This window comes from Haloplanus sp. HW8-1 (assembly GCF_023703795.1).
Lineage (GTDB): Archaea > Halobacteriota > Halobacteria > Halobacteriales > Haloferacaceae > Haloplanus > Haloplanus pelagicus.
On the sequence record NZ_CP098518.1, the window covers coordinates 764177 to 776331 of the forward strand.

The window sequence follows — 12155 nt, forward strand, 5'->3', positions numbered from 1 at the left end:
GCCGCACGCGTCCGGAGGAACGGAACGCGTACGAAAGTGATTAGTTTCGTCAGTATGAGGTCCCCCCGATGCCGGACTCGGACAGCGGCGACATCCGGGTGCTGTACGTCGACGACGCGGAGACGGTCGATCCGACGGCGAGACGTCTCGAACGCGAGGACGGACGGTTCGCCGTCGAGACGGCGACCGACCTTTCCGACGGACTCGCCCGTCTCGACGGCGGCGTCGACTGTGTGGTCTCGGAGTACGAGATGCCGGGTGGAACCGGGATCGGATTCCTGCGGGCGGTTCGCGAGCGTTTCCCGGAGGTGCCCTTGCTCCTGTATACGGACACGGGAAGCGAAGCGGTCGCCAGCGAGGCGATCTCGGCGGGCGTCACCGACTACCTCCGGAAGGGGACCCACGCCGACGACCACGCGACCCTGGCGAACCGCGTCCGGGACGCGACCGACTGCCACGAGCGCGAACGCCGGTTCGAAGCCGCCTTCGAGAACACGTACACCTTCAGCGGCCTCCTCGACCCGGACGGGACGGTGGTGGAGGTCAACGAGACGGCCCTCGATTTTGCCGGGGTCGACCGGGAGTCGGTCGTCGGGACGCCGCTCTGGGAGGCACCGTGGTTCCAGTCGAGAGTCGCGGCTCGGCAGACGGCACGCGAGGCGGTGTCCCGGGCCCGTACCGGCGAACTCTACCGGGACGAGGTCCGCGTGCAAGGGGCGGACCGCGAGGCCGTGGTCGACTTCTCGGTTCGGTCGGTCACCGACGAACGGGGGACGGTGACCGCGCTGGTGCCCGAGGGACGGGATATCACCGAGCGCAAGCGGTGGGAACGTGACCTCCGGCGGAGCGAACGCCGACTCGACGACGTCTTCGAGGATCCGGAGATGCTCGTGGGCGTGCTCTCCCCGGACGGTCGGCTGCGCGACGCCAACCGGACGGCGATGCAGTTCGTCGACGCGGACCTCGAGGACCTGGTCGGCGAACCCTTCTGGGCGACGCCCTGGTGGACCGACGAGAACCGGACGCGTGTCCGGCAGTGGGTCGAGCGCGCCGCCGAGGGCGAGTACGTCGAGTACGAGGCCGACCACGCCACGGCGGACGGCAGTATGCGGACCGTGAGCGGGACCGTCCGGCCGGTCACCGACGACTCGGGAACCGTCGTCTCGCTCATCGCGTCGGCGAGGGACATCACCGAACGCCGCGAGCACGAACGGGAACTCCAGCGGCGGAACGAGCGACTCGACGAGTTCACGAGCGTCGTCTCCCACGACCTCCGGAACCCGCTGAACGTGGCGACCGTTCACGCCGCTTTCCGTTTCGAATCCTATGTGTGATCGAACGGCTGTATTGGAATCGAAACCGATGCGACTCAGGTTCGCTCGCCGATCTCCTCGCGGAGCGCGTCGCTGACGACTTCGCCGTCGGCCTTGCCGCGGAGGGCGCCCATGCACTCGCCCATGAGCGCGGAGAACGCGCCCATCCCCTCGCGTTCGACCTGTTCGGCGTTGCGGTCGACGGCCTCGGCGACGGCATCGCGCACCTCGCGCTCGGAGACACCGGAGAGGCCGGCCTCCTCGACGGCCGCCTCGGGGTCGAGGGACGGATCCTCGGCGAGCGTCGTCAGGACCTCCTCGACGCCCTCCTTCGCCAGGTCGCCGTCCTCGACCAGGCGGAGGACGCCGAGTAGGTGATCGTCGCTGAGTCGGTCGATCGACACGTCGTCGCGACGGAGTTCGGTCAGCGTCCCTTCGAGCACTCCGGCGGCGAACGTGGCGTCGACGCCCGCGTCGACCGCCGCCTCGAACAGGGGCATCCGTCGTCCGTAGGCCACCTGTTCGGCCAGCCCGGCGTCGAGGCCCAGATCCGTCCGGTACCGCTCGACTTTCTCCGTCAGCAGTTCCGGCCGTTCCACGTCGCTCGGGTCGAGTTCGACTGGCGGCACGTCCGTCTCGGGATACATCCGCGCCGCGCCGGGGAGGGGACGGAGATAGCGTGTCGTCCCCTCCTGGGTGGCGTCGCGTGTCTCCTCGGGGACGCCCTCGATGCCCGTCCGGGCGCGGTCGGCGACGGCCTCGATGGCCAGTTCGGCCGTCTCGGGGGCGTCGGCGACGATGGCGACGGCGTCCTCGGGGCCGGCGTCCACGGCGTCGCGAAGCGCAGCCACCTCGCGCTCGGTGACGCCGTATGCCGGAAGTTCGTCCGTGTGGAAGATGCCGCCGGCGCCGTGGCGCTTGGCGTGATCGGAGAGTTCGGTTCCGAAGCGACGGTCGGGCTGGATCTCGCGGCCGACGAGGGCGTCGAACCCGTAGAGCGGGACGGCCTGGACCGCTCCGCCGGCCTCCAGGGCCCCCCGGATCACGCCGCTGTCGGTGTCGGCGAACACGTCGGTCACGTCGCGAGGGTCGCCGACGGCGGCGTCGCGGTCGGCGAGTTCCTCGGCGATCCCGAGGAGTTCGACCTGTCGCTGCACTTCGAGCTTGACGATCTCGTCGATCTGGTCGAGCGCTTGGACGCCCTTGATCTCGACGCGGGCGCCCTCGGCGATGGAGACGTTGACGTCCTGTCGGATGGTGCCGAGGCCGCGCTTGACCGCGCCGGTCGACCGGAGGAGCATGCCGATGCGCTCGGCCGCCTCGCGGGCCTGTGCCGGCGTTCCGATGTCCGGACGAGTGCCGATCTCGACCAGCGGGATGCCGAGTCGGTCGAGGCTGTAGCGGACGCCGTCGTCCGTCTCCTCGACGCGGCCGGCGCTCTCCTCTTCGAGCAGGAGGTCCTCGACGCCGACGGGGCCCTCGCTCGTCTCGATCCGCCCGTCCTGCCCGACGAGCGCGCTACGCTGGAACCCGGAGGTGTTCGACCCGTCGACGACGATCTTTCGCATCACGTGGGCCTGGTCGACGGCGGTCATATCGAGGAGGTCCGCGATCTGGAGGGCCACGTCCAGGGCCTCGTCGTCGATTCGGCCCGGCGGTTCGTCGTCCTCCTCGACGAGACAGGTGGTGTCGAAGGCCAGATACTCGAACTCGCGGTCGACGCGACTCTCCTCGACTGCGGCCTCGTCAAGTTCGCCGAGTTCGCTCTTCGTCGGGTGGAGATACCGGGAGAACGCCCGACTCGCCTCCTCGGGGTCCCGACGCTCGGTCGGGCACGCACAGAACAGTTTCGTCGCGGTGTCGAGTTGCTGGTGGATCTCCAGCCCCGCGACCAGCCCGAGCGTCTCGTAATCGTACTCGCTCATCGTCGGTATCTCGATCCGGCGAGCCTAAAAGCGTTCAGTCTCCCCCGCGTCGACTGACCCCCCGTCTTCGAAACACGACGGTCTCATCGGATATGCGGCCGACATCCACACAGGGTGGCGACGTGCGGTCCTCCTCGTCGTGCTGACGGTGCCGTCGTCGACGAGTCGGCGTTGGTCACGCCCGTCTCCGGACGTGTGCCGGTCGGTTGCCGTGGGGTCCCGTCCCACGAAACGCTTAATAACACCGTCGCCCACTTTTCGTTCATGGCCTCGAAGCGTTCCATCGCCACGCGCACTGCCGCTCGGACGAGTTCCAGCGAGGACTCCGGCATCTCCTTTACAGCGCGGGCAAACTTCAAACGCTTCGGGACCGACGGAAACGTCACCGGCCACGTGGATCGGTCGAGGGCGTTACACCACCGGTCGGCCGATGGCCACGGCCGCTAGCGTGGCATGAGCGTCTCCCAACATCCGGTCGCACTCCGCCTCGAGCGACAGGTCGGCAGTGCGACCAAGCTTCTGGCCACGGTGATGATGCTCCCGCTGATCGACGGGATCTTCCCCGCGCTGATCCTGGCGGGCGCGCTCACCTACCCCTTCGGCATCCTCGAGACGGGGCTGCTGATCTTCGGCGGGTCGGCCACCGTGGCCGTCGTCCTCGCCGAGATGGACGGCTCGCCCCGCGAGCGGATGCGCGCAATCGCGCTGCTGGGGGCCGTCCTCCTCCCCGCGGCGGCCGTCGAGGCGGCTCTGGCGCCGACCGTTCAGAGCCTCCTCGATATGGCCGTCTTCCAGCGCTTCGCCGGCCTGGTCATCCTGACCGTCGCGGCCAAGACGGCGAGCGCCCGGGTCGGCGAGTACCTCCCCCGTCCGGCGGTCATCATCGGTCTGGGACTGATCGCCAGCCTCCAGCCCGCAGGCGCGGCCGTCACCTTCGTGGCCGACCCCGGCCTCGTCGCCCGGGGCGTCGCCGCCGCTGGCGTCGGCGTCGGCTTCGCCATGCTGGTCGCGGCCCTCGGACCCGTCCTGCAGGAGTCGGTCGACCTCGACCTGTTCCGCTTCGGGAGCGCCGTCGCCCTCGGGATGCTCGCACTCTCGGTGCTGGGCCTGATGCCGACCGAGGCACCCGTGGCCCTCGGCGTCCTCTGTGTGACTGCCGTGTTCTCGTTCGACCCCGACGGTTCCCCCCTCGACGACGAGGCGGACACCGACCCGGACGCGGACGTGGATGCGGCCGACGACGAGGCGGACGCCGACTCGGACGCGGCCGACGCGCCGACCGCGCCGGCCGACGACGAGGGCCGGTCCTCGCCGTTCCCAGTCGAAGAGGAGTCCCGCGCGCCGTGGCTGTGAGCCCGGTGCGGTCGCCCTCCGCCGTCGGCACGGGGAGGCCGGGCGAGCCCCGGTGATGTCCTCGTGGCGGTCGGTTCCCGGAGGACCGGAGTGACGTCGTCGTCGACGCTCCGGATTTTTATCGGTGGATCACCAACTGGCTCCCATGAGCGAGCGAGTGCGGGCCCGCGTCTTCGTCTCCGGGCGGGTCCAGGGGGTCTACTACCGGGCGAACACCCGGGACGCGGCGCGGGCAAGGGACGTGGACGGCTGGGTGCGCAACCTGCCGGACGGTCGTGTCGAAGCCGTCTTCGAGGGCACCGAGGACGCCGTCGAGTCGATGGTCGAGTGGTGTCGGACGGGAAGTCCGGCCGCCGACGTCCGCGACGTCGACGTGACCACCGAGCAACCGGAGGGCGAGTCGGGGTTCGTCGTCCGCCGATGAACCGGTACCCTCGTCCCCCCGGCGTCAGATCGGAGCGAGTACGGTGACGTCGGTCGTTGGACGCGCCGCCGCCGTCGTCGGCGTCGTGGGCCTCGTCGTGGCGCTCGGCACGGGCTATCTCGTCGTTCGCGGCCCCTTCCTCGGCGGCGCGACGCTCTCGCCGCGACCCCTACTCGCGACGCTCGGCGCGTTCGTCGTCGGCGTTACTGTCGCAGCGTGGGGGATGACGCGCTACGCCCGCCTGTAGCGTGCGCCCCGCCTCGGGGGTAGTTTTATGATGGCCCCGAACCCCCATCGTCGTACATGAAGGACTATCTCATCCTCCGTGATCTCGACGACCCGATCGGCCGTGACGACCTCGACGCCGCCGCGGAGAAGTCGGGCGAAACGCTCGAAGAACTACGGTCGGAGGGGGTCGACATCCGGTGGGTCGAGTCGGAGGTGCTGACGAACGACGACGGAGACGTGACGGGAACGTTCTGTCACTATCAGGCCGAAAGCGAGGACGCGGTGCGGGAACACGCCGACCGTGCGGGCCTCCCGGCGACACGAATCGACCGCCAGGGCGAACCCCTCGGGGGCGAGGACTAGCGGCGTCGAAAGGCATCCTTCAAGTCCCCCCGCGACCTACCAACGGTCGAACTATGCCCGAGTGCGTCGAATGCGGGGCCGACGTGACCCTGCACGAGGATCTGGAAGTCGGAGAGATCGTCGACTGTGGAACCTGCGGTGCCGAACTCGAAGTCGTCGGCCTCGATCCCGTCGAACTGGACGCCGCCCCGGAACTCGAAGAGGACTGGGGCGAGTAACGACCGTCGGTCTCCGTCCGCGTTCCGCGTCGCAACCGAGACGTAGCCTCTCCTCTCCGTCGAGGGCGGATCCCGTCGGCATCGGTGGTCACGTCGGGTCCCGTCTGCCGCCCACCCGCCACGGCGGACGGTCCGGCGTCTGTCGACGTAGTGTCGATAAAAGACCACCCGCAGGATCCGGGGACCGAAAGTACCCCTACCAACTGTCCCCGTCTTCCTGCGTCTCGTTAGGTAGCGGGGACCGAACCGATATATATCTTGTGTCAGACGAGAGTCGGACACGACCGTTCAGCGGCATGAGAGTCCGCCACACGGCCGAACTGTCGTCGCGGTCGTGTACCAGTCGCTCGGCTCCGTTGCCGGGACTCCCCGGGCCCGACGGCGTGGGAGAAGAGTTTTGCCGCGGTCCGGCGTACGGCGGCCCATGACCGAGTACACCGTCGAGTTCGTCGGTACGGGCGAGACGATTCAGGTGTCGGAGAAACGGACCATCCTGCAGGCGTGCCTCGACGCCGGCATCGCACAGGAATATTCCTGTCGCGTCGGCATGTGCCTGGCCTGCTCCGCGGAGATAATCGAGGGGGAGGTGACCCAGCCGGCGGCCCGGGCACTGACCGACGCGGAGGCGGAGACGTACGCGCTGACCTGTATGGCACGCCCGCAGAGCGACCTGGTGCTCGATCGCGGGCAGTACCCACCGAGCATCGATGACGCCGCGACCGACGCGGCGGCCGCCGCCGACGACTGACGCCACCCATGGACGCCGACGCCCTCCGCGCCCGGGTCGAAGCCGACGCCGCCGCGGATCTCGACTTGCTCGGCTCGCGGGAGTTGCTGGTTGCACTCTCGGGTGGCGACCCACGGCCCGCGGCGCTCATCGCCGCCGCCGCCCAAAGCGAACGCGCCGCCCGCCGGACGTTCCGCGAGTGGGCCGAGACGGCCGCCGACACCGCCCTCCGGGAGACGTACGCGGCCGTCGCGGACCAGGAGGACGACCACTTCCGTCGGGTACGGTCCCTCGACGACGCGCCCGCGGCGTCCGCTCCCGACGGAGCGGGACCGATGCACGCCTACCTCCGCGGTCGCGACGACCCCATCCACCGGGTCGCGGGCGGGATGGTCGGGCGGACGCTCGTCAGTCTCCGGACCCACGGCGCCCTGATCGATTTCTTCGAGGGACGTGACGCCGCGGCCGAGGGACTGTTCCGGGAGCTACGGGCCGAGACCGCCGACTGCCTCGACGACGGACTCGAGGTGCTCGACGCACGCACTGACGACGACTGGGATGCCGCCGTGGCGGTCGCGGAGTACACCGTCCGTCTGGCGGCCGACGACCTCCGGGACGCCCCCCGGTCGTAGCTCCTGTGTGACCCCCGTGCACTGCCGTGGTACGCTTTTCGGCGCCCGGATCCTTCTCGTGGTATGAGTCACCACGTCACACGACGGAGGACGATGGCGCTCGCCGCCGGCACGGCCCTGGCGGGCTGTCTCGGTGAGACGTCGGATGCGCCCCCGGCCGCATCCGCCACCGAGACGTCCGTCCGCGGTCCGCCGCCGGCCGATCGAGGCCTTCCACTCGCCTACGACCGCGACCGACTCCGAGAGGCCGTCGTCTCCGGTGGGGTTGCCGTGGACGGCATCCCCTCGATCGACGACCCCTCGTTCGTCGACGCGTCGGCTGCCGCGCTTCCGGCCGATGGGGACGTCGTCTTCGGCGTCGTCCGCGGCGGGACGCCGACGGCGTACCCCCGGCAGATCCTCGTCCACCACGAGATCGTCAACGATCGACTGGACGGCGTCCCAGTGAGCGTCACCTACTGCCCGCTCACCGGGACGACGATGGGTTTCGAACGCGGCGCCACCACTTTCGGCGTCTCCGGAGACCTAGTCAACAGCAACCTCGTCATGTACGACCGTGGGACCGACAGCCGGTGGCCACAGATGCTCGCGACCGCCATCGCGGGGCCGCTCTCGGGGCAGTCGCTCCGTGAGTTCGACCTGCACTGGACCACCTGGGGGCGGTGGCGCGCCCGCTACCCCGACACCCGCGTGTTGTCCCGTGACACCGGGTACGTCCGGAACTACGGCGTCGACCCGTACGGCTCGTACGGGCCGAAACGGGGCTACTACGCACAGGAGTACACCGTGTTCCAACCGCTCACGGACGACGGTCGTCTCCCGACCAAGGCAGTGGTCGTCGGCGTCCGAACCCCACAGGGTGCCGCGGCGGTCTCCCGGTCGCGGCTCCGGCGGCGTGGAGTCGCCGACCTTTCGATCGCCGACGACCGCGTCCTGATCGTCGCGGACGACGCCCTCGACGCGGCGTATGGCTACCGGGTACCCGGCGAGACGGCGGTGACGGCCGACTCCGACGGGGTACTCGTCGACGGGACTCGCCACGCCCCGGCCGCGCTCCCGTTCGAGCGGCGGCCGGCGGTCGAAGCGATGTGGTTCGCGTGGTCGGGCTTCTATCCCGGGACGGCGCTCCATGCGTGATCGCGTATGCGGGACCCCGCGCGGCGTCGCCGCTGCCCTCCGCCGGTCCGACGGCCGAGCGGCGTTCCTCCTCGCGGTGGTCGGCTACCCACCGCTGTATCTCGCGTCGATCGGCCACCTCGTCCTCGGCGCTCGGGGGTACTCGATCCGCGTGGTATCGGCGCCGCTCGCGCGGGCCCTGCAGTCGACTCGGTCCTTCTCGTTCGAGCCGATCGCACGGATCACGGTCGATCCCGTGGCGCTGCTAGTGTCGCCGCTCGACGTCGGTATCGCTCTCCTTCTGGCCATCCTCGTCGGCTGCAACCTCGCCGTCGGCGTCGTCGCGTGGCGTGCGCCGGCGGTGTGTGGCGTCGGCGTCGGGAAGTCGGCCGGCGTCCTCGCCGGTCTGCCGGCGTTGCTGACCGGGGCGACCTGCTGTGGCCCTGCCGTCCTCTTCGTCGTCGGCGTCGGCACCACCGGCACACTCGTTTCGGCGGTGCAGTACGCGACGCCGGTGGCGGGACTCCTCCTCGTGGGAAGTCTCCTCGTCGTCGCCGGACGCCGCACTCAGGACTGACGCGACACCTCGGGCGGCTCGACGGTTCCGGTGTCGTCGGTGGCGGTCGACCGGTAGCTGTGGACGGCCGCCGAGACGCCGAACACGACGACGACGACGGCCATCCAGACGAGCGGTGGGAGTGCACCGAACGGTGGAACCCCGAGCCAGACGGCGACGGCGACGACGGCGGACACCGCCGAGAGGGCGAGATAATACCGGTCCCACGAGAGCCGTTCGTCGCCGATCTCCTCGAGGTAGATGTCCAGTTCCTCGATAGCCTCGGTGAGTTCGACGTGGCCGCTGTCGTCGTCGAAACGAACGAGTCCCGTCCGCACAAGTTTCGGCAGGTGGGACTGCTGGAGGGCGGTGTAGACGCGCTTGCGCTCCGCCGCCGTCACCTCGCTGATCGAGCAGTCGTTCTCCCAGGCGGCGACCTGGTCGGCCAGCGAGCCGATAGTCACCGTGTCTTCCTGCAGGAGCGCGTACAGCGCGTACCGGCGGCGGCGGTTCGACAGCACGTCGAACACCTCCTGTTCCGTCGGCGTCTCCCCTCCGTGTGTGACCGCCGTCGCCACGTCCTCGGATGTCTCCGGTCTGACTGCCCCCCCCTGTTCACTCATCCGTGGTCCGGTTGGTGGATGGTGGCTACCTCTGTATTAAAGTTCGTACTGCGATCTCAGGTTCGATAACACGGGGAGGGCCGAACTCGCACTGGGCGCAAACCACAAGACACGAGGTACTCCACGGCGTGTCGAACGTATGAGCAACTATCTCGTCGCGATGGAGGCTGCCTGGCTGGTCAGGGACGTCGAAGACGTCGACGACGCCATCGGCGTCGCGGTCAGTGAAGCGGGAAAACGCCTGAACGAACAGGACAAGGAGTACGTCGAGGTCGAAGTGGGTGTCACGCCCTGTCCCGCCTGTGGGGAGCCGTTCGACTCGGCGTTCATCGCCGCCGACACCGCGCTGGTCGGCCTCCTCCTCGAAATCGAGGTGTTCAATGCCGACGGCGAGAACCACGCCACTCGCATCGCGAAAAGCGAAGTCGGGGGCGCCCTCCGCGACGTACCGCTGTCGGTGATCGAAGTCATGAAAACCGAAGACGACGAGGACTGACTCCGGAGTTCGGACGAAGCCGCCCTCGACCGCTCGACACACGCGTGGCTCGGCATCGGCGCGCCCGAAGAGCGGCGCCGACGTCCCCCGACTTACGGTCCGTCCACGGTCCTCACTCGTCGCGTGTCTTCAGCCACTCGTCGAGGAGGGTCCGGATCGCCGCCGGCCGGTTGTCCCGGTGGTCGCTGAAGGCGATCTCGTCCACGGCATCGAGTGTCTCCTCCTCCAGTTCGACGGTGACCGTCTCCATCTCCGCGAGTCCGTCTCCCTCGGTCATGTGCTAATCGCCACGCGGCAAGCCCACAAATAGCTCCGTCAGACGGCCGTCCGGCGTCCGTGTGACTTTCCGCCCGGGGCGGCGTTCAACGGTAGAAGTCGGACTTCTCTGTCCGGTGTGGAGAGGCCTCGGCGACGCGCCGGACCTTCGAGGGTTCCCGACGCCGCGTGCCGCCCGACGGTTTCGTAGCGAAACTCCGTGTCCGGGGCGAGGCTCGTCACCGCCTCGTGGAGTCGGCCGACGAGGGTCCCGCGGTCGTACGGTTCGCCGGCATCGAGCCAGTCTCGCTCCCGTGCGTAGCCGTCGTTCCCCGACGGAATGACGCTCACCACCACCCGCTCGTCGAGGACGCCTCCGAACGCCACGGCACGGACCATCGCCGCCTCGGCGAGATCCGATCCGTCGAACGGCACGACGAACGACATGGGCTGTACGGGCCAGGGGGTGTGAGTGATTCGGGTCGCTGACTCCCCCGGACCGAAGCCGCTTTGTCGCCGGCTGCCCGCTCCGATGACGTGACCCGACCCGTTGCCCACCACTTCGGCGTGACCGTGGCCGACCTCGATCGGGCGGTCGAGTTCTACCGTGACACCCTCGGTCTCGGCCCCTGCGAGCGATTCAGTGTCTCCGGCGAAGCCTTCGCCGACGTCGTCGGCGTCGACGGCGCCACCGGCCGTTTCGCCCACTTCGACGCCGACGGCGCCCGGATCGAACTCGTCGAGTACGATCCCGAGGGGGCGGCGACCACCGGAGACGCGATCAACCAGCCGGGCGTGAAACACCTCGGCCTCACCGTCGAGGACCTCGACGCCTTCTACGCCGACCTCGATCCCACCGTTCCCACCACGAGTCCACCCCGGACGACCGAGACCGGGACGCGGATCTGCTTCGTTCAGGATCCGGAGGGAAACCTCATCGAGATTCTGGAGGCGTGAGACGGAACCCAAAAGACGTATTCCGTGGTACGGGCTACCCTCGTTTTGAAGAGTCGACTCAGTCACACAGCATGCCCAACTCCAGTCGCAGTCCGTCACGTCGGATCGCCGCTCTTCCCGCACCGCCCGTACCGCTCGACACCGATCGGAACGATCACCCCTCGTCAACGGGGGTGACCTCGGGCGCCGCATGACCGAGAGCGATCCCTCGGGCACCCGCTGGGACGAGGATCACGGCGCTTACGTGAGCCGGTTCGACGAGGCGCGCCGGTCGCCGAGCGTCGCCGTCGCCGAGGCGCTGGCGGCGACGGTCGACGTGGCCGACCGACCACTGTTCGATTACGTCGACCCCGACGCCTTGGACGCCCTCGTCGTCGGGTCGCCCGCCTCGACCGCCGTCACGTTCGACGTCGAGGGTGCGGCCGTCACCGTCCGTGGCGACGGCCGGATCCTCGTCCGGCCGCCGTGACCGGATCGACGACGCGTCGCCACGCTCGTCTACGCCTTCGGTTCGATCCGTCCCGCGAACGTCTGTCGGTGGATCGTTCCGTCCCGAACGACGAACGTGTCGGTACAGAACTCGTAGTCGTTGTCCGGGGTCTCCCCGTTCCAGACGATGTAGGCGTACTCCCCCTCGACGGTCTTCTGATCGAGTTCGATCCGCGAGCCCTCCTGGGCGAACTCCTCGAACAGGCCCGCGAAGAGGTCCTCGATCTCGTCGAGGCCCCGGAACGTCCCCATGTTCGTGATGATCACGGAGTCGTCGGTGTAGTCGTCGAGCGTCGCGTCGAGATCCTGTGTCGTGAACGCGTCCAGGTGATGGTCAAGCACGTCTTCGGTCGTCGTCATGAGTGTGTCACCGATCGTCCGTTTCGGGCACACTGTGATGAACGTTACCCGCACAGACGCCGGTGGCGCTCGGCCGCGTCGGGTCCGGTCGAACTCACCCGAAATAGAGGATGGCGAACC

Annotated in this window: 19 protein-coding genes; 14 read left to right on the forward strand and 5 right to left on the reverse strand. The window is 69.0% G+C overall.

Features of this window, described 5'->3' with window-relative positions:
- Positions 1-68 precede the first annotated feature (68 nt).
- Complete coding sequence (locus tag NBT82_RS04070) at positions 69-1334, forward strand: PAS domain S-box protein (RefSeq protein ID WP_251330303.1); 1266 nt, start codon at positions 69-71, stop codon at positions 1332-1334.
- Between the two features lie 35 nt (positions 1335-1369).
- On the opposite strand, the gene gatE is transcribed toward NBT82_RS04070, so the two are convergent.
- Positions 1370-3238, reverse strand: a complete 1869-nt coding sequence (gene gatE, locus NBT82_RS04075; RefSeq protein ID WP_251330304.1) for a Glu-tRNA(Gln) amidotransferase subunit GatE — start codon at positions 3236-3238, stop codon at positions 1370-1372.
- A 264-nt stretch (positions 3239-3502) separates the two neighbouring features.
- Between gatE and NBT82_RS04080 the strand changes: the two genes are divergently transcribed.
- The 10 genes from NBT82_RS04080 to NBT82_RS04125 all read left to right on the forward strand — a co-directional run bounded on the left by NBT82_RS04080 (position 3503) and on the right by NBT82_RS04125 (position 8876).
- Complete coding sequence (locus NBT82_RS04080) at positions 3503-3685, forward strand: DUF8099 family protein (RefSeq protein ID WP_251330305.1); 183 nt, start codon at positions 3503-3505, stop codon at positions 3683-3685.
- Between the two features lie 6 nt (positions 3686-3691).
- Entirely contained in the window at positions 3692-4591 is a 900-nt protein-coding gene (locus NBT82_RS04085) for a DUF5794 domain-containing protein (RefSeq protein WP_251330306.1), read from the forward strand.
- Positions 4592-4736: 145 nt separating this feature from the next.
- A complete protein-coding gene (locus NBT82_RS04090) occupies positions 4737-5015 on the forward strand; it encodes an acylphosphatase (RefSeq protein WP_251330307.1) in 279 nt (92 codons plus the stop codon).
- A 43-nt stretch (positions 5016-5058) separates the two neighbouring features.
- Positions 5059-5262 carry a DUF8132 family protein gene (locus tag NBT82_RS04095; RefSeq protein ID WP_251330308.1) on the forward strand — a complete coding sequence of 68 codons (204 nt, stop codon included), beginning with the start codon at positions 5059-5061 and terminating at the stop codon, positions 5260-5262.
- Positions 5263-5318: 56 nt separating this feature from the next.
- Positions 5319-5606 (forward strand): DUF4242 domain-containing protein, encoded by a 288-nt coding sequence (locus tag NBT82_RS04100; protein WP_251330309.1) that lies wholly within the window; start codon positions 5319-5321, stop codon positions 5604-5606.
- A gap of 53 nt (positions 5607-5659) precedes the next feature.
- Positions 5660-5824, forward strand: coding sequence for a lysine biosynthesis protein LysW (gene lysW / locus NBT82_RS04105; protein ID WP_157690977.1), 165 nt, complete (start codon positions 5660-5662; stop codon positions 5822-5824).
- Between the two features lie 424 nt (positions 5825-6248).
- Positions 6249-6572, forward strand: coding sequence for a 2Fe-2S iron-sulfur cluster-binding protein (locus NBT82_RS04110; protein WP_251330310.1), 324 nt, complete (start codon positions 6249-6251; stop codon positions 6570-6572).
- Between the two features lie 8 nt (positions 6573-6580).
- Positions 6581-7183 carry a rubrerythrin family protein gene (locus NBT82_RS04115; RefSeq protein WP_251330311.1) on the forward strand — a complete coding sequence of 201 codons (603 nt, stop codon included), beginning with the start codon at positions 6581-6583 and terminating at the stop codon, positions 7181-7183.
- Positions 7184-7246: 63 nt separating this feature from the next.
- Positions 7247-8320, forward strand: coding sequence for a DUF3179 domain-containing protein (locus NBT82_RS04120; RefSeq protein ID WP_251330312.1), 1074 nt, complete (start codon positions 7247-7249; stop codon positions 8318-8320).
- Positions 8313-8876, forward strand: coding sequence for a hypothetical protein (locus tag NBT82_RS04125; protein WP_251330313.1), 564 nt, complete (start codon positions 8313-8315; stop codon positions 8874-8876). The genes NBT82_RS04120 and NBT82_RS04125 overlap by 8 nt, the downstream gene beginning before the upstream one ends.
- Here the strand turns inward: NBT82_RS04125 and NBT82_RS04130 are convergent.
- Complete coding sequence (locus NBT82_RS04130) at positions 8867-9478, reverse strand: DUF7344 domain-containing protein (RefSeq protein ID WP_251330314.1); 612 nt, start codon at positions 9476-9478, stop codon at positions 8867-8869. The two genes, NBT82_RS04125 and NBT82_RS04130, sit on opposite strands and share 10 nt — an antisense overlap.
- A gap of 139 nt (positions 9479-9617) precedes the next feature.
- Between NBT82_RS04130 and NBT82_RS04135 the strand changes: the two genes are divergently transcribed.
- Entirely contained in the window at positions 9618-9974 is a 357-nt protein-coding gene (locus tag NBT82_RS04135; RefSeq protein WP_251330315.1) for a DUF555 domain-containing protein, read from the forward strand.
- 112 nt (positions 9975-10086) lie between these two features.
- On the opposite strand, the gene NBT82_RS04140 is transcribed toward NBT82_RS04135, so the two are convergent.
- Both NBT82_RS04140 and NBT82_RS04145 read right to left on the reverse strand, forming a co-directional pair.
- A complete protein-coding gene (locus tag NBT82_RS04140) occupies positions 10087-10251 on the reverse strand; it encodes a ribbon-helix-helix protein, CopG family (RefSeq protein ID WP_251330316.1) in 165 nt (54 codons plus the stop codon).
- 38 nt (positions 10252-10289) lie between these two features.
- Positions 10290-10676, reverse strand: a complete 387-nt coding sequence (locus NBT82_RS04145) for a hypothetical protein (protein WP_251330317.1) — start codon at positions 10674-10676, stop codon at positions 10290-10292.
- Between the two features lie 90 nt (positions 10677-10766).
- Here NBT82_RS04145 and NBT82_RS04150 point away from each other — a divergent pair, with 90 nt between their 5' ends.
- Positions 10767-11186 (forward strand): VOC family protein, encoded by a 420-nt coding sequence (locus NBT82_RS04150; protein ID WP_251330318.1) that lies wholly within the window; start codon positions 10767-10769, stop codon positions 11184-11186.
- Positions 11187-11376: 190 nt separating this feature from the next.
- Complete coding sequence (locus tag NBT82_RS04155) at positions 11377-11655, forward strand: HalOD1 output domain-containing protein (protein WP_251330319.1); 279 nt, start codon at positions 11377-11379, stop codon at positions 11653-11655.
- Positions 11656-11684: 29 nt separating this feature from the next.
- On the opposite strand, the gene NBT82_RS04160 is transcribed toward NBT82_RS04155, so the two are convergent.
- The gene (locus NBT82_RS04160) at positions 11685-12035 is read right to left on the reverse strand and encodes a nuclear transport factor 2 family protein (RefSeq protein ID WP_251330320.1); all 351 of its coding nucleotides are present in this window, start codon (positions 12033-12035) and stop codon (positions 11685-11687) included.
- Between the last annotated feature and the right edge of the window lie 120 nt (positions 12036-12155).